At 41.2% G+C, this 22,420-nt stretch carries 12 protein-coding genes; 6 read left to right on the forward strand and 6 right to left on the reverse strand.

What is annotated here, in order from left to right:
- Nucleotides 1-5 precede the first annotated feature (5 nt).
- Nucleotides 6-806 carry an ABC transporter ATP-binding protein gene (locus LEP1GSC050_RS18135; protein WP_010569773.1) on the reverse strand — a complete coding sequence of 267 codons (801 nt, stop codon included), beginning with the start codon at nucleotides 804-806 and terminating at the stop codon, nucleotides 6-8.
- A 329-nt stretch (nucleotides 807-1,135) separates the two neighbouring features.
- Entirely contained in the window at nucleotides 1,136-2,242 is a 1,107-nt protein-coding gene (locus LEP1GSC050_RS18145) for a helix-turn-helix domain-containing protein (protein WP_010569775.1), read from the reverse strand.
- 229 nt (nucleotides 2,243-2,471) lie between these two features.
- Here LEP1GSC050_RS18145 and LEP1GSC050_RS18150 point away from each other — a divergent pair, with 229 nt between their 5' ends.
- On the forward strand, nucleotides 2,472-4,211 hold the full coding sequence (locus LEP1GSC050_RS18150) for a C45 family autoproteolytic acyltransferase/hydolase (RefSeq protein ID WP_232225825.1): 1,740 nt from the start codon (nucleotides 2,472-2,474) through the stop codon (nucleotides 4,209-4,211).
- 215 nt (nucleotides 4,212-4,426) lie between these two features.
- Nucleotides 4,427-5,269, forward strand: a complete 843-nt coding sequence (locus LEP1GSC050_RS18155; RefSeq protein WP_010569777.1) for an SDR family NAD(P)-dependent oxidoreductase — start codon at nucleotides 4,427-4,429, stop codon at nucleotides 5,267-5,269.
- 254 nt (nucleotides 5,270-5,523) lie between these two features.
- Here the strand turns inward: LEP1GSC050_RS18155 and LEP1GSC050_RS18160 are convergent, their stop codons facing one another.
- The 3 genes from LEP1GSC050_RS18160 to LEP1GSC050_RS18175 all read right to left on the reverse strand — a co-directional run bounded on the left by LEP1GSC050_RS18160 (nucleotide 5,524) and on the right by LEP1GSC050_RS18175 (nucleotide 9,016).
- Entirely contained in the window at nucleotides 5,524-6,516 is a 993-nt protein-coding gene (locus LEP1GSC050_RS18160; protein ID WP_232225826.1) for a class I SAM-dependent methyltransferase, read from the reverse strand.
- A 442-nt stretch (nucleotides 6,517-6,958) separates the two neighbouring features.
- Nucleotides 6,959-8,329, reverse strand: a complete 1,371-nt coding sequence (locus LEP1GSC050_RS18170; protein WP_010569780.1) for an ATP-binding protein — start codon at nucleotides 8,327-8,329, stop codon at nucleotides 6,959-6,961.
- Between the two features lie 3 nt (nucleotides 8,330-8,332).
- On the reverse strand, nucleotides 8,333-9,016 hold the full coding sequence (locus LEP1GSC050_RS18175) for a response regulator transcription factor (protein WP_010569781.1): 684 nt from the start codon (nucleotides 9,014-9,016) through the stop codon (nucleotides 8,333-8,335).
- A gap of 394 nt (nucleotides 9,017-9,410) precedes the next feature.
- On the opposite strand from LEP1GSC050_RS18175, the gene LEP1GSC050_RS18180 reads away from it, so the two are divergent.
- From LEP1GSC050_RS18180 to LEP1GSC050_RS18195, 4 genes are read left to right on the forward strand one after another with little or no spacing between them, the layout of a single operon-like run.
- A complete protein-coding gene (locus tag LEP1GSC050_RS18180) occupies nucleotides 9,411-10,652 on the forward strand; it encodes a hypothetical protein (protein WP_010569782.1) in 1,242 nt (413 codons plus the stop codon).
- Nucleotides 10,653-10,664: 12 nt separating this feature from the next.
- The gene (locus tag LEP1GSC050_RS18185; RefSeq protein ID WP_010569783.1) at nucleotides 10,665-11,948 is read left to right on the forward strand and encodes a TolC family protein; all 1,284 of its coding nucleotides are present in this window, start codon (nucleotides 10,665-10,667) and stop codon (nucleotides 11,946-11,948) included.
- Complete coding sequence (locus tag LEP1GSC050_RS18190; protein ID WP_010569784.1) at nucleotides 11,945-13,066, forward strand: efflux RND transporter periplasmic adaptor subunit; 1,122 nt, start codon at nucleotides 11,945-11,947, stop codon at nucleotides 13,064-13,066. The genes LEP1GSC050_RS18185 and LEP1GSC050_RS18190 overlap by 4 nt, the downstream gene beginning before the upstream one ends.
- 51 nt (nucleotides 13,067-13,117) lie before the next feature.
- Nucleotides 13,118-16,201, forward strand: a complete 3,084-nt coding sequence (locus tag LEP1GSC050_RS18195) for an efflux RND transporter permease subunit (RefSeq protein ID WP_020987868.1) — start codon at nucleotides 13,118-13,120, stop codon at nucleotides 16,199-16,201.
- A 186-nt stretch (nucleotides 16,202-16,387) separates the two neighbouring features.
- Here the strand turns inward: LEP1GSC050_RS18195 and LEP1GSC050_RS18200 are convergent, their stop codons facing one another.
- Nucleotides 16,388-22,324 carry a trifunctional serine/threonine-protein kinase/ATP-binding protein/SpoIIE family protein phosphatase gene (locus tag LEP1GSC050_RS18200; RefSeq protein ID WP_020987930.1) on the reverse strand — a complete coding sequence of 1,979 codons (5,937 nt, stop codon included), beginning with the start codon at nucleotides 22,322-22,324 and terminating at the stop codon, nucleotides 16,388-16,390.
- Nucleotides 22,325-22,420: the final 96 nt, after the last annotated feature.

Raw genomic sequence — 22,420 nt, forward strand, 5'->3', positions numbered from 1 at the left:
ATTAATCAACCTAGCCTTCTCGCAGTTTTTCGTTCCAAGTTAACCGAATGAAAATTTCCGTCGGACTCGTTTAGATCTTCGCGGGCATAGTGTATAAAGACTTCCTCCAATGATTTGTCGGAACCTCCGACGGATTCTTTCAGTTGGGCTGGCGAGCCGATTGCGGCCAACTTTCCCCTAGACATTAGCGCGATTTTCGTGCAAATCTTCTCGGCTTCGTCCATCAAATGGGTCGTCATTACGATGGTAGTGGCGTATTTCTTCCGGAGCGCTAATATATGTTCCCAGACAACGTTTCTCCCGATCGGATCCAATCCGACGATCGGCTCGTCAAGGAACAACAATTTAGGCCGATGAATTGTTGCCTGTGCAATTTCCAATCTTCGGACCATCCCACCTGAATACTTTTGGATTAGAACGTCTCCAAAGGAATCTAAGCCCATAAAATGGAGCGCATCCTTAACTCTTTCTTTCTGTTCCTTTCGGGGAAGATCGTAGAGCTTAGCGAATAGCATCAAATTCTCATAGCCTGTTAAATTCCCATCCACCGAAACCATCTGAGGCACATATCCGATTATTCTACGGATTTGATCTGTTTGGGTTTTAAGATTAAAACCTCCTATAAATGCCTCGCCCGAACTTGGCGGAAGAAGAGTGGTCAACATTTTAATCGTTGTAGTCTTCCCTGCCCCATTCGGGCCAATCAGGGCGAAAATTTCCCCCTCCTCGACCATTAGGTTAAGCGAACTGACGACCGTTAATTTACCGAAGGATTTGCTTAGATCGTGTAATTCTAAAATATTCATTGCATACTCGTTAAAAGGACAGTTTCCGTATGCTGATTTAGAATAGAAATCGATCGACCAATAATTCTTGGAAAAGTTCTGATAATTATCATTTCATCCATTTCGTTTAACCAAACGCTTGAAAGGAATTTAGATTTATCCTGGAGGCGATAATTTCTACAGATCGGAATTGGAAATGAGCCGACAAAAAAGGATTTCCTCTTTTCTTGAGAATGTATCGAACACGCGTCCGTCACGATATACTAATATTATCGAATACGATTCTCCGAATGCAGTCGTAACAACCCGCAATTCCTATCTAAAAATTAAAAGTCTTCGGTTTGGCTCCTTTATTCTTTTTGTGAAAAGCTTTTTCTGTATAATGCCGGAGACATACCGGTCACTTTTACGAATTGAGAGTTAAAGGTAGACTTGGAATTAAAACCTACTTCAAAACCGATCTCCAGCACCGACGTACTAGGATTGGCGATTAAAAGCCTACAGGCTTCTTTAACTCTATAATGGTTTATTAATTCGTAAAAACTCATTTTATGAATTTCGTTCAAATAACGAGAAGTTTGATGAAGCGTTAATCCTAAACCGGCTGCTAAATCTGTTAAGCGAAGTTCGTTGTCTCGATAGAATTTTTGCCTCTCTAATATTTCCTTAAGCCTCTCGTCGGCTTGCTGAATATCTTTCGGAAGAAGGTTGGTATTTTGGTATTTGGCGGTTTGAATGGCAAGACTGATTTCTTCAAAAAAACTAGGATTTCTCTCCTTCAAAACGAACGTCATAAGAACGATTAGGCTTATGCAAGAGGTTCCGATTTCAAATAAAAGAAAATTCTTTAAAAAGAAAGCCGGGCCAATCATGCTGTTAGCAACCACCGGTAAGAGGAGAATAATCCAAACCAATTTCAGCTCGTAAATCTCATATCGACGGCTTATCTTATGATAGATATGTAGGCAAAATAGAGAATAGATTGAGACTTGAATGCAGGCGATAAGCGTCCCGAAATGTATTAGATCCCAATGAAATTGAATGGCGCTCTGCCGAACTAGATTTCGTAATTCGATCGGATCCTTTTGAAAATAGAAAATTTCGAAGATAGCGAAGAAAAAGGGAAGAGAAAAATGAACGCCGTATTTGGTTAAAAAATTCCGGAAACCTACGATTTCGTCCAAGGAATTTTGGAGACGAGAACTCCCGTAAAGATAAAGCAAGGGGCCGACAAGAGTTATACTAGTGTGAAGGAATAGGAATAAATACGGATTTTCTATCTGCCATGAATCGGAATACCAACCGTAACGAATGAGAATTGATCCGGTCAGAAACATCACTAAAACTAACAATTTGCTCGAAGAATTTCGCTTAACGATTTCGAGGAAGGCATAGAGAAATGAAATTCCCGCTCCGAAGTAAATCATCGTTTTTAAGCTATAGTGAACGAATTCCATACCGTTGTTCTTTTCTATGAATTCTCAGAAATCTTTCCTTTTCCATACCTTTTTTGCCGTTCTTAAAACGGCATAAACCGAAAATCCTTCTCGAACTTTAAAATCGAATGCCCGAATTTAAAAAGTGAAAAGGAAACCGGAGCGATGGAAATGTCCGATCCGATAGGATAGAACGCCCTAACCTATAAGAGCGGTCGATGTATTTTTTTTTGATGGTATTCTCCGAAGTATGAATCAGCAGCAGACGCACCCACTGGCAGTTTTACAGCTCAAAGGAACCCAAGAGGAAATGGGCCGACAGTTCGGCGAAATCATGAACGTTATAGGTCAGTTCGAACCGATCTTCGATTTCTATCCGGCCATTGCTCAAAATTTGCTCTTAGGCAGTATGCCTAGGAGAAGTCGGAATGCCTTGGCGAAGGGAGTCACCTCGTTTTTCATAAAAGTACTGCAAGGCAAAATGAGGAAACATAGACCCTCAGAATTCTCTAAACGGACCCTTGCAGCATTGGCGGCAGCCGGGCAATCTTCCCGAATTGAAAGAGAACTATTTACCATGGACGCGTTTCAAAATTCCGTGGGTCTCTTGGGGAAAATTCAAATTCTTCCCGAACTAGGTCATATCACCGGTTGGGGAAACGCACAGTTGGTTCCTGCGTGTACGAGTGTTGCTGTTTGGGGGGACCAGAGCCGGGATGGAAATTTATACCATGCGCGAAACTTCGATTTTCCGGGAGTCGATGTTTGGGATCTAAGACCGATCATCGTATTTTGCACACCGAAAAACGGTTTGCGCTACGGTTATATCGCATGTCGAGGCGCGGATGTTCCGGGTATCACCGCGTTCAACGAAGCCGGTTTAACGATTGCGTTTCATACTCGATTCCATAGAAAAATCGGTTTCGGGGGATTAGGGGTAATCGACTTCGGTCATAAAATTATTTCAGAGGCCAAAACGATAGACGACGCTGCAAGAATAGCAAGATCCCATAAAATCAATTCAACTTGGGGAGCAATAGTTACGAATTATTCGGAAAAAGGACCTAAGGCCGCCGTGATAGAAACTAACTATGAAGACGTGGATATCACTTATTCCAATCTAGGAGCCGAGAGTTTTGTGAATACGAATCACTACCTAAGCTCGAAATTACAACACGGAGAATTGCTGGCGGCTCCCGTTTTTTACCATCACAGTCAAAGTAGATATATTCGCGCACAACAACTATTGGACGAGCAAAGGACAAAAGGTACAAGCATAATCGATCTACAGAATTTGTTAAACGACTCAATCGATCCGACGAGCGGCGCTCAAAGGGTAATGGGTTCGACTATTAGACAAATTACTTCGGTAAAATCGGTTATCATGAGTCCGGAGGCAAAAAAAATCCATATTTCGGTGGGAGCCGCTCCGACCGGCAGCGGCCCATATCTTGAAATTCCGATCAGTTGGGACTCCCCCGGTCATAAAATTATCGATCTCCCTCAAAAAGTACAATCTAAGAACGGTAAATCCGACAGTTCGGAACAAGCAATTGCAGTGAAACATTATAAAAATGCAATGTTACTGAATGACAAGGCGACTTTCTCAGACCTGGACAAAGTAATCGGGGAACTCCAATTGGCAGGTCGATACTCGGTAAATGATCCTTCTCTCTTGTTTTTGGAGGCGTTACTGCATTTGGAAAAAGATCAGTTTAGACAAGGTGCGCAACTTTTGGAAGAAGCAGCCGAATTGGAATCGTCTACTTTTCGTAAACGGCAGGCGGAGCTTTGGCTTGCAAGGACCTATTCAGCTTCGGGGAAAGAAAAGCGGTCGGAGCATTTCTATCGTAAGATTCAGAAAGGAAACGACTCGACTGAGAATTTCGTCTGGAAAAAAAAGGCCTTCACCGACAATGGAAGCTACTCCGCACGAAAGCTTAGAAAAGTTTCTCCTAATTTTCTTTTAGTGGATGCCAACGAACTTTGATCAAAGCTATAAGCCCTGCGGAGATGGAATTTTAACAAACCAAATCGGCATTAACTTATTATCCGAAGTTGGAATGAGTTCCATATGGGTATTTCTTCGCGAGAAGCATTAATATATTATGGAATTAAAAATTGACCGTAATGGAGAATAACGAGTATGTATCACTATTATGCAAGTGTTCGCAAAGCAACTGCGACTAAAGGAAGAAAGAACAGATGAATCAATCTCCGTTTCAAGGTAAGAAAATCTTTATCGCAGGCGGATCCGCCGGGATTGGAAAAGGACTTGCGAAGTCGTTTGCAAAGTTAGGGGCAAGTGTTATGATCGGCGCTAGAGGAGAATCGGCGCTATTGAAAACGCTCGAGGAATTGAAAGATTCCGGCAGCTCGTCTGCAATTTTCGGACATGTGGTTGTAGACGTTTCTGATTCTGTTAAAGTCGGTATCGCGGCTAAGAAGGTACTAGATACGCTAGGCGGACTCGACATTTTAATTTGCAATACCGGTTACGCCCAGGCCGGAACGGTTGAAAATTTGGACGAAAACGTATTTCGCCAACTAATGGACGTAAATTTTTTCGGACACGTTAATTTAGCAAAAGCGTTTCAAGCCCATTTCTCAGCCCAGCGCTCGGGTGACATCGTGTTCGTTTCTTCTATGCTCGCGATTCTATCAGTTTACGGGTATTCAGCCTACTCTGCAAGTAAATTTGCGATCGTAGGTTTTGCACAGGCTTTTAGACAAGAAATGCTGCTACATAACGTTCGAGTAAAACTTTTCTTACCTCCTACTACTGACACTCCCGGTCTGTCGAAGGAGAATGAAGATAAACCTTTGCTATGTAAAGAGATTGAAATGGGTTCCGCATTGAATGCCACTCATTCTGTGGATACTGTAGCTAAAGCTCTGATCGACTGGTTACCGACCAGGAAATTTTTCGGGTATGCTACTTGGGACTCTTGGCTTCAATATTTTCTGGCGAGACATTTTCCGGAGTTGACTCTCAAGATTGCGGATGGAGAGTTACGGTCCGCCCAATTGCGTCTTTCAAAAAAATAACCGGGTCTACATAGAATCTTTGATATAGTAATTTTCAGGGAAATCTGCGAATCTCCGAGTTATAACTAATTAAGCAAAATCGACTTGTGAAAAGGGCATATACTTTTCGAATTTTAAAACTTCGATTGAATATTTGCTCAGCTACAAAACACCGACGAAAGCGAATCGTTATAGGCAATGCCGGTAATGATCCGCTCCCTCGACTGATTCCCAGCTAAGAATACTGCATGGATTATATTAAATAAAGCTTTTTCTTAACCTCCGTTTTTCAGAACCGCTTGTATTTTATATCCAAGATAATTTTCGTGAAGCAGTTTTTCATCAATAAGGTTTATTACTTTACCACCGTGGGGAATATCGCCCAAATATGCATCTTCGTAATTAAGATAATTATTAACTATCGGAATTTCCGAAATAACGGTACTCATAGAGACGATCTCAAAATCATTTTTTTCGGCGATTACTTTTAAAGTGACGGGTGAATAAAGGTTAACGTGCTCCAATCCGTCAAACATCTTGCATTTTTCTTGCAAAACCCTTGCTGCAAGAGCGTGGAAATTCGGAACTTGGATAAAAATTACTCCGTCGGGTGCGAGTAAGCGTTTCATTAATTTTAAATATTTATGCCCATCTTTGATATGTTCAAACACATCCCATAATGTAATCGCATTAAACTTAATCGGAAATTCAATACTCTCAAGCATCTGATTAAATGCCTTATGGCCTTTCTTTTTAGTGTAAGCAATTTCGGCTTCGTTGAGTTCAACACCCCATGTGTCCCAACCGTTCGATTTTGCGATATCTAGAAAGCCGCCGGCCGAACATCCCACGTCTAGTATAGCTCCCCTTTTCGTGTGCGGGGTTAACGCTTCTAATCCTTTCATGTATATTTTTTTATAGAAGTCGCTTTCATTTTCGACAACTTCGGATTGAACCGTGTTATTGCCCGTATAAAATTTAGTTAGCGAGTCATCCGTAAAAACGGGGTTTAAGTAACCCATACCACATTCGTTGCATTTAACGTAAACCCCTCCGTCCGCGTTAAAAATAACTCTCTCGTTATCCTTCAGACAAACAGGACAGCTTCGTTTCTCTAAATATTCTGATTTAAAAAAACCGGTTTTAGGATCTTTAAAGGAATCATGATATCGTTTTGCGGCGTCGTACATGAACTGCCGGCCCTCGTGGAGTTTTTTGGCTCCTATTGCCAAAGCCATATCCTCAGGTCTACTTGTGGTATTACTCACTATCGCTCCTCTCTCCGTCTGCAAGTTATTCTTTTCAAAGAGAATAATATCGCAAATCATCTAAGCAAGCAAAAAAGTAATTTTCAATAATGAATACGCGGCCTTGGTGATCATCATTCGGAAGATGAAAAAATCAGTCGATTGTCCGGCTGATGAACTATCCAGTAAAACTTTCAATCGGTCCCTTTCCCTAACTCCCATAGTTCGAATAGTGTCGGTCCGGCCGTAAGGGAAGGCGTCTAATTTTATAAAATTGAAAATCGGCAGTGCGGGCTTTACTAGTTTCACGAACGATCAGTATAAGCCATGCTCCAATGCATGAAACTCTTCCTTGAGCGCCTTTTTTACATTACATTGAAAAAGATCCGGTTGCGAATTATTTAGCGTAAAGCAAGCTGAAATAATTGCAAAGGGGGGCAAATATTTAAAATTCGTGCTCCTATTAAGATAAAGTAAACTCCATTTTCACGGACGTACCCGCCTGAGGCTTCGACTGAATGCTTATCGAACCTTTGTGAAGTAAGACTATGTTTTGCGTTAGGGATAAACCGATTCCGTTTCCTTCCGCGAATTTTCCGTTCCCGCCTCGAAAGAAGAAATTAAAGACATTCGGCAGGTCTTCTTTTTCAATTCCAATCCCGCTATCCTTAAATTCTATAATCAGTGAGTTATTCTTGCTCATTTTAATAAAAACTTGAGATCGATTGTCCGGTGAAAACTTGCATCCATTTTCCATAATATTCATGAAAGCTAATTTTACTAGATACTCATTTCCGCTTACGGTAAGTGCCTCCGATTGCTCGAAATCGTCGCTAAAAACCAAGTCGACGTTATAGTGCTTATTTTTAGCGATCAATTCGGATCTTGCATCCAGCAACACTTCGTCGATTCTAACCCGCCTAAACCTGATAGCGGAAGGATCATAACTAGTTTTTGCGAGGTCGAGCAAGTCGCTTATTAGTCGAACTAATTTTTTAGAATCGGATAAAGTAAGTCCTATGATTTTCCTATATTCGTCGACGGTTCTCCGTTTATTTTGTGATAATTCCAGCTCGGCAACGATTGCAGACAAAGGTGTGCGTAATTCGTGCGATATATTCGAGATGAACTCCTTTTGAGCCTTAAACGACTTTTCAAGTCGATCTAACATCTCATTAAAGGTAAGACCTAATTCGCTTATTTCATCCTTCCCTTTTCCGACTATGATTCTTGAATCTAGGCTAGTGGCTGTAATTTCTGCGACTTTGCCGATTAGCTTGGACACCGGATTTAAAGATTGCTTAGCGAATAAGCGACCTAAAATCAAGGTCAATCCGACCATGATGATGTATGCTATGATCAATCTATACTTGAGTTTTTGTAGAATTGCGAACCCGTATCCGTCCCTAGCCGCGGCGGTTATGATATACTTTTTTCCGTCGTGAATATGCAGTAATCCTACCGCTTGCAGATTATTTGTATAGAATTTGATTTCGCCTTGCTCCAGAATATCCTGAAACATGGACGGCGTTTCCTTAACTTTGTCCAATTCCACCGAGTCATGGTATAATAGATTCAAATTTTCATCATAGATAGCGATCTCCTCTTCGAAAAGAGTATTCGGGGAACTTTTGTAGATCAACTGAAGCGCCTCAGGCGGAACTTTCGCCTCCAATAGAAGTTCAGCCTTCGTAACCGCTTGGCTTTTCAATCTTTTATAATATTCTTCTTCTCTATTATTGCTGAAAGAAGCATAAACTATCAAAGCAAACATCAAAAGCAATGTGGAAAAAAGCGCTGTGAATAATAAGGTTAGCTTAAGTCTAATTTTCACGAGTCACGGGCCTTCTTTTAGTATAAAACCCATTCCGGATTTGGTATGTATTAGTTTTGTCGGAAAGTCCCTGTCTATTTTCTTTCGTAAGTAATTTATATATACGTCTATAAAATTCGTTCCCGTATCGAAATTCGTGCCCCATACCTTTTCCGCAATCTCTCGCCTGGATAAGACCCGACCGTTATTTCTCACTAAGTATTCCAAAAACTTAAACTCTTTCGGGGTCAATTCGATCTCTACACCGGCACGAGCGGCTGTCTTCGTTTGCATATTCATTACTAAATCCGAAAACCTAAGTAAAAATCCCTGACCGCTTGGGTTTGCATTCACCCGTTTTAGCAAGGTTTTAATTCGTACATGAAGTTCCCTGAAATCGAACGGCTTCACTAGATAGTCATCGGCTCCCGAATCGAAGGCTTCCACCTTGTCGTCAGTCGCTCCGAGCGCAGTCAGCATGATAATTGGAATATGCGGTTTTATATTCCTGATCTCTTTGCATAATTCTAATCCGCTAAAAACGGGGAGAACTATATCGGTGATAACTAAATCAAATTCGTAATTTAAGGCTAACTTCCTACCCATATTGCCGTCGTACGCGACCGAAACTTCGAAACCTTCCTCCTCCAATCCTCTTTTAATAAGATCGGCCATTCGAACATCGTCTTCGATGATGAGGATTTTCATACGATACTCCTTTTTTTCTCTCTCTCGGAAATTTGAAAATCAAAATCTTAAAACGAAGTAACTACTGAAGATTCTCTTAACGTATTCGATCAAATATAGGGTTCATAAGAAACGAAAGGATCTTAGTTTTAGCTTTCCTAACTTTAGCATTCGAAAAATGTCCAAGTCCGAATTCCTTTTTGCTTCTTTCGGAGCGTTTTACTAACGAAAACGATTATTTTTTTCACAGTAATTTGACAAATTCCCGTAGATTATTCCTAATGAATTTCTAATAAAATTCTAATCCCACATTAAGGTTGAAATGTAGAAAAGATATTGTTAAAGCCACCCGCTATAAGTTTCGTGTAAGCTGGAATCCGGAAAGACATTTCTTTCGGCTCTTCTCTGCAATGAAATGAACTCTTTATCGATAATTACGATTTTTCCCCGAGTTTGCAAAGCGATCTCTTTCTCCTCCAAGCTCCGACTCTGGAGAATTCCGAAAAAAACATCGAAATTTGAAGCCTTAAAGGCTTTTATCGATCGATGCGAAGTCAAATTCGTAAAGCTTCGACTTCATGCATTCTTGCTAAAAGCAAGCGGATTCGCTTTTTTATTTTCCCTGTCTTATCCCGTATATTCGCAAGAAAAGGACCGTTGGGGAGAACTTATTAAGGAGAACGTCGCCGTTAGTCTAGAAGAGAAACAAAAAAAGGAAGATCAAGAAACCGAAAAATACAGGACGAAGTATTTTTCAGTAAATCCGGGAATTAGCTTCTCTCATACCGAAGCTGCAATTCGTAGGGGGGATTACGTCGGCCTGATGACCCAATCCCACTACGTAAAGCCGAACCTATTTCTGGAAATTAAATCTAGAGACTTTAAAATTTCGGATTGGTTCGGATTCCAATTCCTCAATAGCACTTCGACCTTCGATATGGACAATCAAGAAGTGGATTCACTTCCGGATAATATCACCTTCAATAACTTCGGACTCGTGAATTTCATAAACACGCGACTGCAGAATAGAACCAAACGGGAGGATCTAGGAACTGATGTAAAAGGATTTTATTCCTTACTTCTGCCCGTACTTTTTCTCGGTAAATCGAATTCCGACGGATTTAGGTTAGGTGTAGGAGGAGGGATCGGATATTTGAATGCGGACGGAAACTTATATATAAAAAATAGAAACGAACCTTTCCTGGCTTTAAGCAGCATCGACTCCTCCGGAAATTTCAGTCCACATGAATACATAGGAGCCCTAGGAACTTACAATTATCTTTCCGGATTAAAGGACCCTTTAATGCTTATGAATTCGCTTAGCAATTCAGTGAACTATAATCAGCAAGCGTATGCTGCAATCGTTTTGGCGGACGGGTACACGAGTAGAAAACTAGATCTACTTACTTTCAATCAATTGGTCTTTAACTTAGGAGTGGATCCTTATTCGGCCGCGTTTTTGAGTTATAAACCTAAAACAAAAGAACATATCTCGAATAAAGATGCGCTTGCCTTTAACGCATTTTTGGAATTTCCGACCATATTCGGAATTAAATCAAAATTGTCCTATACGATCATCTCGGCCCATATTCAAAATCAGTTTCACGCAAGTCTTACCAACGTCACGATCTCGGCTTTTTATCCGATACAATTTTGAGCGAGCAGCAGTATGAAACACCGAATCCTTTACATTCTGGCGCTTTTTCCAATAACGAGTTTATTTTCTCAATCGGATCTAATGAAAGAAGCTCCGGTTCGAGAAATCGATTTCCAAACGTATCTCAACGAAGTATTGGATAATAATTACGAACTAGCGTCTAGAAAATACAACGTTGACATAACGAAATCCGAAATCGACGTCGCGCGTAAATTTCCTAATCCGAATATCGTATTGGGAAATCAATCCGCGGACATATCCTCTAAGCATCTACCGCAGCAATGGTATGCCGGTTTTCAAGGGACGGTAGAATTGGGGGGAAAGAGAGGAGCTCGAATCGATTATCAAACGGCGGTCGCCGATCAATCCCGGGCTCAATTCGCGGACTTTCTCCTGCAACTAAGAGCGGATGCGACGATAACCTACGTAAACACTCTCGCGATCATGTTGGTTACGAAGAGAAAGGAAGAATCTTATAAATCGCTTTTTCAATTGGCCGAATCCAACGCCATAAAACTGAAATTCGGCGATATTACCGAACTGGACGTGACGCAATCCCAAGTCGAAGCGAATTTAATGAAGAACGATCTGATCTCCTCCGAATCCGATTTGCGAGCAGCAGCCTTGAATATGATTCTTTTTATGTGTAAGAAGGATAGAAGTAGGTTATTCTACCCGCAAGGAGATCTGAATATTCAACCGAAAGAATATGATCTTGAAAAGTTGATCGGTTTCGCTCTGGAAAATAGGCCGGATGTAATCGCAGCGAGATATGATAAAGTTTCCTCCAGATACAATCTGAAATTAACGGAAGCGAATCGGGTTCCGAATTTCAATTTTGAAGTGGCAAACAATTTTTATACTAGATCTACGAATGCGACCGGACCGAGTCCCTCCTACTACGCCTTGACATATTTTTTTGGAGTTACCATGCCTCTTTCGAATATGTATACCGGAGATTTGGAAATGGCGAAGTATCGGATAAGTAAATCGGAAGTAGATCTTGAAGCCGCTAAGCTGAAAGTAGAAGTGCAGGTAAAAACCGCTTATTTGCAATATCAATTGGCTAAAGAGCAGCTAAAAATATACAAAAGCAGTATCTTAGCCGATGCCGAGAAGGTTTTTCAGGGCAGAATGTACAACTACAAACGCGGAAACACGACCCTAACGGACGTATTGGCTGCTCAAAGAACATTGAATAGCGTTTACTTCGCTTATTATCAGGATCTCCGAAATTATGTTACGAAGGTAGTGGAGTTGCAGAGGGCATCAGGAATATGGGAAATTAGTATATGAAGAAACTATTAATTTTAATATTGTTCCCGTTTTTATTCAACTCCATAAACTGCAAAAAGAAGAGCGTCGACTCGGAGCCGATCGACGATTTCAGGGTTGAAGGCGATTATTTTATCATTCCTGAAAATTCTCCTCTTCGAAGTAAAATTCACATCGGAGAGGTTCACCTAAAAGACTTTGTAAAGGAAATTCAGGCGCCGGCCTCCGTCGAAGCGAATTCGACAAAAATGGTCAAGGTGACTCCTCCATTGGTCGGAAGAATCGTTAAACTTTATGTAAAGTTAGGAGAACCGGTCTCGCCCGGTAAGATTTTATTCAGCATTGACACACCGGAATTAGCCCAGGCTCAAAAAGATTATTTGAGCGCCAAAGCTCAACTACTGCAGGCGGAAATAGACTTAACCAGACAAACCGATTTGCTAACGCACGGAGTCGGAATGCAAAAGGAAGTTCAACAGGCAAAAACCAATTATGACGTGATCAAGAGCCAGTTAAATCAAGCCGAAATCAGATTAAAAATGTATAAAATAGATCCCGAAAATACCGCTCTCGGAGAGCCTTTAAAAGTTTATTCCCCGATAAAAGGAAGAATCGTATCGATGAATATCGCACCTGGAGAATTTCATAATGATGCGAACGAGACCTTAATCACGATAGCGGATTTATCTAGCGTCTGGATAACGGCAAACGTTCAGGAAAAGGACATCAGATTCGTGAATGCGGGAGATGCCTGTTTCGCCAGAGTTTCGGCTTATCCGGAAGAGAATTTCAACGGAAAGGTCCTATTCATGGACGATATTTTGGACTCGGAAAGTCGAACCGTAAAAGTCCGCGTGGAATTCCAAAATCCCGAAAGGAAACTGAAACCGGGAATGTTTGCCACCGTCATATTCCAATCGAAACCGAAGAAAAGTATATTAATTCCTTCTAAAGCTCTAATACAGGAAGGGGACAAAAAGTTCGTGTTCGTCAAAAAGTCGGAAAAAAGTTATGAGAAGCGCGAGGTCAGAACCGACGATACCGAATCCTTAGCCGAAGACGCAGTTATAATAGACGGCCTAATCGTGGGCGACCATATCATTACGGACGGAAGTTTCTATCTATTGAAAGTGAAATAGATGAGTTCCCGATCTTTCAAACCGCATGAGATATTAGAAAATTAAGGCAAAATGATTCATAAATACATTCTAAAATCGATTGAAAGACGAGTTTTAATATTCGTCCTATTTATACTTTTATGCGTGTTCGGATATTATTCTTGGACGCAATTGTCAATCGAAGCTTATCCGGATATAGCGGACGTTACTTCCCAAGTGATCACGCAATTTCCTGGAAGAGCTGCGGAAGAGATAGAAGAGCAAATCACGATTCCTCTGGAGCGAGCTCTCAACGGAATGCCCGGTTTGTCAATTATTAGAAGCAAAAGTACCTTCGGATTATCCGTTATTACCTTGGTCTTTCAGGAAGGAGTCGAAGACTATTGGTCCCGACAAAGAATCAAGGAACGAATCGAAGGCGTGCAGCTTCCCGGAGATACAAAACCGGAACTAGATCCGCTTACTTCCCCCATCGGAGAAATCTTCCGATATACTCTCGAATCTTCTAACAAGGATGCGCGGGAGTTAAGGGAATTACAACGATGGGTGGTGATTCCGAAGCTGAAGCAGGTGATCGGCGTTGCTGATGTCTCCAATTTCGGCGGTATTACCACTCAATTTCAATTAGAAATCGATCCTAATAAATTGAATCAATTCAATATATCATTGGCTCAGGTGATCGATACAATTCAAAAGAATAATACGAATTCCGGGGGAAGTATCCTAAGAATGGGGGACCTAGCCTACGTAGTTAGAGGCATCGGTTTGATCCGCTCGTTGGAAGATCTCGGGCATATCGTTGTGGATACTCGAAAAGGGATTCCGATCTTTTTAAAAGACTTAGGCGATTTAAAATTAGGTGAACTTGGAAGAAAAGGAATCTTAGGAAGGGATTTCAAAAGCGACGAGGTATCCGGTATAGTTTTATTACTGAGATATCAAAATCCTAGCGCGGTCCTTAAGGGAGTTCATGCGAAGGTGGACGAGCTGAATAACGGACTTCTCCCGTCCGGCGTTAAAGTCGTTCCGTACATGGATAGGATCGATCTTGTAAACACTACTCTGAATACCGTATCTAAAACCCTTTTAGAGGGAATCGGATTGGTGATAATAGTTCTGATTCTTTTTCTGGGGAATATAAGAGGCGCTTTATTAGTCGCTCTGACGATTCCGATCTCCCTACTGATCGCATTCATCTTGATGAATTTCACGAACATTCCCGCGAATTTACTTTCATTAGGAGCCATCGATTTCGGCATTATCGTGGACGGTTCCATTGTCATGATGGAAAGCATTCTTAAATTGAAAGAGGAAAAGGAAACAGATACATTACAAATTCCTGACGTAGCAAAAGTTGCCTCTGCCGTAGCCTCGCCTATCTTCTTCGCCACTCTAATCATTATAACCGCATATCTTCCTCTCTTTGCATTCGAAAGAATCGAACGGAAACTATTTACGCCGATGGCCTATACTGTGGGATACGCATTAGCAGGCGCATTATTCATCGCTTTAACTCTGATTCCGGCAATCTCTTATATAGCTTATAAAAGACCTCAGAAACTCTATCACAATAAGTGGCTGGAAAAAATTACGATCCTTTATCAGAAAAAAATCACCGATCTGATAGAGCACCCGTTAAGAATTTTAAAATTCGCGGGCGGTGCATTATTGCTATGCTTCGCCCTTTTTATGGTGATCGGAAAGGATTTTTTACCTGAGTTGGACGAAGGTTCCATATGGCTTCAAGTGCAACTTCCTCCCGGAATTTCTCTTGCTAAGGGCGCGGAAATGGCCGACGAGCTACGAAAAGAAACGTTGAAATTCGAGGAAGTCTCTCATGTAATCACACAGACCGGTCGCAACGACGACGGTACCGATTCATGGACTCCATCGCATATAGAATGCTCGATAGGATTAAAGCCGTACGACACTTGGAAAAGCGGTCGAAGCAAGAGGGAACTTGTAGGAGTACTCAGGAACCATTATTTAAAAATGCCGGGATACACTATCAGTTTTTCCCAACCGATGATCGACAACGTAAACGATAAAATTTCCGGAGCTCATAGTGAATTGGTCATCAAGGTCTTCGGAGACGATTTTAGGGAGACTCGAGAGCTTACGAAGAGAATTGCGGAAGTGTTAAAGTCGACTCCTGGCTCTTCCGACGTTGGAATCGATCAGGAACCTCCCCTACCCCAAATACAGGTAAAAATAGATCGAGGCACCGCGGCACGATACAGTTTGAACGTATCGGATATCTCAGACCTGATAGAGGCGGCCATCGGGGGACAAGCGATTTCCAATCTGTTTCTCGGAGAAAAAAAATACGATATTACGGTTCGATACGGGGAGGCGTTTAGAAATACGCCGGAAGCTATCAGTAATTTAATGCTGACATCGCCGAACGGTGCAAAAATCCCCGTTTCTCAAGTGGCAAACGTAAAATTAACGACCGGTGAAAGTACGATTACCAGGGAATCCAATCAAAGACACTTAACAGTAAAAGTTAACCTACATGGACGGGATCTATCTTCCTTCGTTTCGGAAGCGAAGGAGAATATTTCTCACAAAATAAAGTTCGATTCTAAAAAATATAGGATAGTTTGGGGAGGTCAACTCGAGAATCAAGAAAGAGCAAATCGGAGATTGTCCATAATTCTTCCTCTTATACTATGCGTAATGTTCACGCTTCTTTACGTAGCCTTCGGAAATCTGAGACACGCCATTTTATTATTGTCCATCGTTCCCGCAGCCCTTCTCGGCGGTCTGATCGCATTGATAGTAAGAGGAATGACCTTAAACGTATCTAGCTCGGTCGGTTTTATAGCGCTATTCGGAGTCGCTATCCAAAACGGAGTGATTATGGTTTCTCATCTAAACGAACTAATAGCTAATAAAGTACCGTTGAAGCTTGCGGTCATATCGGGTGCGACGAATCGATTGAGACCGATTTTAATGACTGCTACGGTTGCGGCCCTCGGGCTTCTTCCGGCATCGATCGCAACCGGAATCGGCAGCGATGTTCAAAGGCCGCTCGCGACGGTAATCGTTTACGGACTCATAACCGGTACCGGCATCACTCTTTTTGCATTACCCGTACTATATTACATGTTGGAGATGAGAGTTAGTAACGGTAAATATAATAAAAACAAATAACATCATGCTTTCCAAACGATAGGATTTTTATATTTTAGTAACAAATAAAATACTTTTGCTTTATTTTCCAAGACGAGTATCCGAAGGCTGCTAAGCCCGAATACGATGAATTTTATCGATCGAATTTACGTCATTATTGGATTGAAGAACCAATTTTTCCTTCGCGCATAAATCACAATTCAGGTTTTAACGGGCACCTGCGCCCATTGAGGAACGAATATCATAACGAGTATGTTTAGCGAGATTTACTTTCTCATTAATTTTCTTTCGGAGTTTAGAAATGGATGGAAAATTGGGATCCGATAGTTCGGCCCTCCGTAGAAAAGACTCGGCAGTCTTATCGCCAGTCGTCGCTAAAATATTCGCATAATGAACTAGGTAGCCTGCATGTTCTCTTTTTCTCAAAACGAGACTTTCGGCGGTTTCCAGAGCTTGAGAAATTCTACCGATTTGAAAAAGAGAAAGCGAAAGTAAAAAAAGATTACTGCTATCGGCGGGTTCCAGCAGAAAATATCGATGAGCAAATAGACTTGCAGCTCTGAATTTTTTTAGTTTATAATACGACCGAGCCATCGCCTTTAAAAGCGAAGGATGCTTATATCCGAGCCTGTACGATTTTTTTAGTTCCGCAATCGCTCCTTCCAAATCATTTGCTATTTTCTTTTGTCTAAATAGATCCAACGTTTGGAGAATATTTTGAGTGACGGCTGTTTTGCGTTTTTTTAATTTATGGAATGAAAGCCGCATAAGCGATAGATCGTCGGTTAGTTCTCCTTTTCCTTGTATCAATTCGTAAAGTTTTTCCAAATCTCCATTAGATTCCTCTATCAGAGAAAGAATCATATTTTCATCTTGGTTTTTATCCAGAAATCCGTCTCTATCGGAATGTAAATTAATGTCGTCTTTTCCGTCCGAACCAGTGATCAATAAGTCGCCGTCCCGAAGGGAAAATACATCAACGGACAGATAATTAGCGATTTTTTGAGAATTACTTTTACTACTTTCGTTGATTATGAAAGGGTTAACTCCTAGTTTTAGAAAGAAATTTGACGGAGGTAGATGTTGAGCCTTGCCGTTTCTAAATAAAATCGGAGCAGGGTAATCGGAATTAATCGTGTATACCGTACCGGTTAATTCGTCGACGGCTCCTATCAGAATTGAAATCAACATTGTTCCTTCAAGATTTTCAAAGACTTTTTGAAGTTCTGTGAAACTATTTCGAATCCATTGCTCCGGCAGAAAGTTTTGCCAGTATTCGGATAACTTCGTACGCTGAATAATCGATTCGAAGACCGAACCGGTTATTAAAGCCCCCGCGGCGCCTTGAATGGACTTCCCCATTGCATCTGCATTCATAAAGACGGTGTACTTTCTATTTTTTAAATAAATATTATGAGCGCCGCAAAGATCCCCGCCGATCGAATATTCCTTGTTCTTATATGTGAAATGTTTTTTCTGTCTTAAAAAGAATTCGATTTTTACGTTCTCTCCGCCGGTTTTGTTTTCTCCGAGCGGTTCAAGCAATAAAGAAGTAAGAAAATAATCGGCATCTTGTTGATGCTTGAGTTCTTGTATTTCGAGCAGTAGTCTGGATAACTCCTCGGTACGCTCTCGCACTTTCTCTTCAAGGTTTTCGTATAAAAGAGAATTCTCGAGCGATATTGCCGCCTGGGAGGAAAGTATATTAACGACTTGAAGGCGATCGGGAGTAAAGGCATCCGCCGTGAGCCGATTTTCAAGATAAACCGCTCCGCTTAACTTCCCTTGATTTATAATCGGCGCGCAAAGAACCGACTGCGGCTTCACTTCTATAATATAATCATCGTTTTGAAATTGAATATCTAGCCAGGCTCGACTTAATACGAGAGGCTGCTTACTTCTAAGAACGTAATTGATAATCGTACGCGGTAACTTTTTACTCTGCTGCAACAATTCGGAACTTAAGACGTCGATAGTTCCGTTCGCGCTACCTTCTGCTCGAATCACCCAGTTTCTATTTTCTTCCAAAATCAATAGGCCTTTTTCTGCACCGGTATTTTGAATTAGGTTTTGCATCAATTCGGATAAAAGTTTTTCTAGTCGGATTTCGCCGGATACTGCCTGAGAGGCCTTTAATATCGTAGTTAAGTCTAGAGTGTTCGATCGATTATTACCAGTACTCGAGTGAGTTTCTCGTAAACTTATGGATTCCATACTTTTAGGAGAATTGGATTTACGAATATAATGCCCGTAATTTTCCTCCAGTTGTTTTACTTTCGCAGTCGCACCCCAACTCGAATATAAATAGACCGCCTCCGTCATATATGCGGTCGCAGCTTTTTCTATATCGTTTTCGATATAGAACTTAGCAGTGCATTCATTTGCGAGCGCTTCATTAATCGTAAATCGAGCATGATGTGATTCCTTTATGGCCTTCTCGAAATAAACTCCAGCTTTGTTCAGATTTCCCTCTAACTGGGCTTCCAAAGCGGAAACCAACAAATCATGCGCCAAAAAATTGGCCGGATTTTTTTTACTGTAATAGCGTAACAAAAACCGATTCAATTTGTATGCTAATCTAAACTTAACGCTCATGGATTTCTTTGTCGAAATTTGATACGAAAGGCAGGATAGCACAAAGTAGTAACGAAGTTGAAAATCGAGCATATTTCCCAACACTTCTAGGACGATTCGGAATCCTTTCCAACCGTGTGAAAGGGCCGATTCCCAATTTTCGTGCATAAAATTCTGAATCATTTTTAAGGTATGAAAGTAAGTTCGGATAGTAAAATTTCCAGGAGTTTCCATCTCCCTTTCGTAATCATCTTCGTCGAACGAGAAAGGATCGGGCGCATTATTATCACGAACCATCAAATCATTTAAAAAATTCAGAATAAAGTAATGATTCAGAATTACCTCTCGATCTTTGTGTTTTAGATACATTTCGTAAATTTTTTCGTTTTCTTCTAAAATGGATTCCAGATTTTTATCGGTGAAGAAAATCCCTTGGATTCTCGAAAAAGTCATCGAATAATCCGCCCAATTGATCGTACCTGCCTCAAGTGCGGTTTTTAATGCGGTGTCGACATACCACTTATGCTCGCGCATGGGCAATACCCAATGTATATTAAAATTTCCGATTGCGAAATGAACTTTTGCTTTTACGCCTATATTATAAAATTTTTCGGAAAGCGTTTCGGCTAGTTCTGCAAATTTAAAGCCCCCTTCCAATTCTTTGGTCACCCCCGCCATTATTACCGCCGTCATAGCATAAGCAAACCCCGAGTAAATTGAATTACCGTATTTTAAACAATGCATAGCCATAAGCAGGCTGATATATCCCATCAAATCCGGAAAGATTTGATACGCGGAGGGAACTAAGTCGTAAATAATCGCGCATATATTAAAAACGCGTTTATCGGTGATTTCGGGTAATTCTACCAAATCCCGGGCTTTTCTACGGCCCAGCAGCATTCTAAATCGAAGGTAAAGAAAAGCTATATGAGCCTTTTTCACGTTTTTCGGAATCTTGACGCCGAGGTATTTCAGAGCGGAGATGCCAACTTCGATTCCGTCCTGATGCCGATTCAATTGATATAATAAATTAAGGTAAATTTGATATATCGCCGTTTTATGATCTTGTCCAATCGCATTTTCCAGCGCGATTTTTACGTCCTGCTCGCAATCTTCTAGCAAAGCGGCGCTATATTCGCAAGCAGCTTTTTCGGAATATAATTCGAAGGAAAGATCATATTGATGTTTCCAGTGAGTTTCATCAAGAAGGGAGATCCCCTGCTTAAAAAAAGCGATAGCACTATTATGTGCGCTCGAGTGTTTGGCCTTCTTGCCGGCAAATAGATTAAGTTCGCACAATTTGGATTTTTCCGATTCATCTAAGATCAATTCGGAGCCGAGATTAAACTGGTTTACAATCGAGAATATCCTCTCCGGTAACTGGATAGATTCGGTTCGATCGAACAATAGTCTACCGATCGTTAAATGAACTTTTCTTTTTTGATCCTCGCCTATTCCTGAATAGGCCGCCTCCTGAACCTTGTCATGAAGGAATTGGAAATGAACGTCGATCGTAACATCTACTTCTGATTTTTGAAGATCAGTGTCGTTTTTATGTTCGTTAGATTCCGCTTGGAAAATCTTATAATTATTATCTAGAGGAAGGATTAATCCTTCTTCGACGGATTTCCACAAATCGAGTAAGGTGTCTCGTTCGTTCTTTTCATGAATGATGGAGATAATTTTAAGCGAGAACTGACTCCCAACGCAACTTCCTAATTGTAGAATCCTTATAGTTTCGTCCGGTAGCCTATCTATCTTTTGAGACATTAGATCCACCACGTTACTCGTCACGTTTTTTGCTTCGATACTTCCGATGTTCCAAATCCATTTCTTTTCGGAAAAATCAAAATAAATCAGTTTTTCTTCATATAAATTCTTCAGAAACTCGTTAACAAAGAAAGCATTTCCGCCCGTTTTCGAGTAAATAAGCTCCGATAAAGGAGTGATAAGTTCTCGATCCGTCGAAGCAAGAGATTCCATGGTTAGATCTCTCACGTCTTCTTTTCGGAGCGGATTTAATGCGATAGACTGAACGGAACTCCCGGACTTTCTTATTTCGTCCAGAGTCATTGAAAAAGCGTGAGTTCCATCCACTTCGTTTTCTCGAAAAGCCCCGATTAGGAGAAAGTGCTTTTCCTCCGCTCCTGTGAGTAAAATTTTAATAAGATTAAGCGAACCGGAATCAGCCCACTGAAGATCGTCGACAAAAATTACTAGAGGATGTTCCCGATTCGAAATGGCCCGAATGAAATTCTGGAAAACCTGATTTAACCTATTGATCGATTCTTGAGTACCTAGCTCGGGGACGGCAGGTTGCTTCCCTATAATCAATTCGAGCTCGGGAACTATCTCAATCAAGACGCTCGCGTTCGATTCTAAAGCGTTCAAAATCGTTGTTTTCCAATTCGCTAGAACTTCTTCGCTTTCGGTCGCTAAATACTCGCATAGATCCTTTAGCGCGAAGCGGATAGCATAATAAGGAATATCTCTTTGGAATTGATCGAATTTGCCGGAAATAAAAAGCCCTTTCTTTCCCGTAATCGGTTTATGAACTTCATGAACCAAAGCGGATTTTCCTACACCGGAATAACCGTGAACCAGCAAAAGCTCGCTGGTTCCTCGACTCACTCTTTCGAAAGCGGAAAGTAAAGTTTCAATCTCTTCGGAGCGCCCATAGAGTTTTTGAGGAATTTGAAGACGACCGGAGGAATCGTCACTACCCAACTGGAACTCTGAAATTTTCCCGTCCCGACCTAGACTCCGAAAGCAACGTTCTAAATCGGCGGCTAATCCCAGGGCGGATTGGTATCTGTCTTCCGCTGCTTTCGAAATCAGCTTCATTACGATATTGGAAAGTTGATTTTCGATCGAAGAATCGAACTCGTGCGGACTGGGCGGGACCTTCGCGATATGACTATGAATGAGATCGATCGCGTCTTCCGATTTGAATGGAGGATTTCCCGTCAGCATTTCGTAAAAAGTAACGCCTAAGGAATAAAGATCGGATCTATTATCAGTGCTTCGATTCATTCGTCCGGTCTGTTCGGGAGCAATATAGGTAAGTGTTCCTTCCATAGCAGCCGTTGCCGAATAACGAGCTTTTTCCCGATTTAATCGAGTAGATAACCCGAAATCAGTTATATAGACATCGCGACCATCCTTTACGATGATATTGGCGGGTTTAATATCTTTGTGAATGACACCGTGTAGATGTATTTCCCCCAATATCTTGCTCAATGGAATAGCTATTTCAAGAAATTTTAATGAACTGAATTTACCTTTTCTAATAATATTCTGAAGAGAAACACCGTTGATATCCGTTAAAATGAGGGCGTACCCGTTTCCATTTCGACGCAATTCTATCGGTTTAACGATTCCTTCGATATCGAGTTCTTTGCTTAATTCGTACTCCTGGCGAATCCGAGCCATATCCCTGGCGTCCGGGTACTCCGTAGCCAATACTTTAATGATAAACGAAATGGATCTATCCGCTTTGGAAACCGCTCGATACACATTCGTACTGGAGTTTTCCTGAATTGTCTCGATGATCTCAAAATCCTCTAGCACGGCCCCATAATCCCCTAAATACCTATAAGTAAAGACGTTCAATTTTCAAATCGAAGAAGCTTAAATTGGGTTAATATATTTTTTCGTATCGAGTCA

The sequence above is a fragment of the Leptospira broomii serovar Hurstbridge str. 5399 genome (genome assembly GCF_000243715.2).
Lineage (GTDB): Bacteria > Spirochaetota > Leptospiria > Leptospirales > Leptospiraceae > Leptospira_B > Leptospira_B broomii.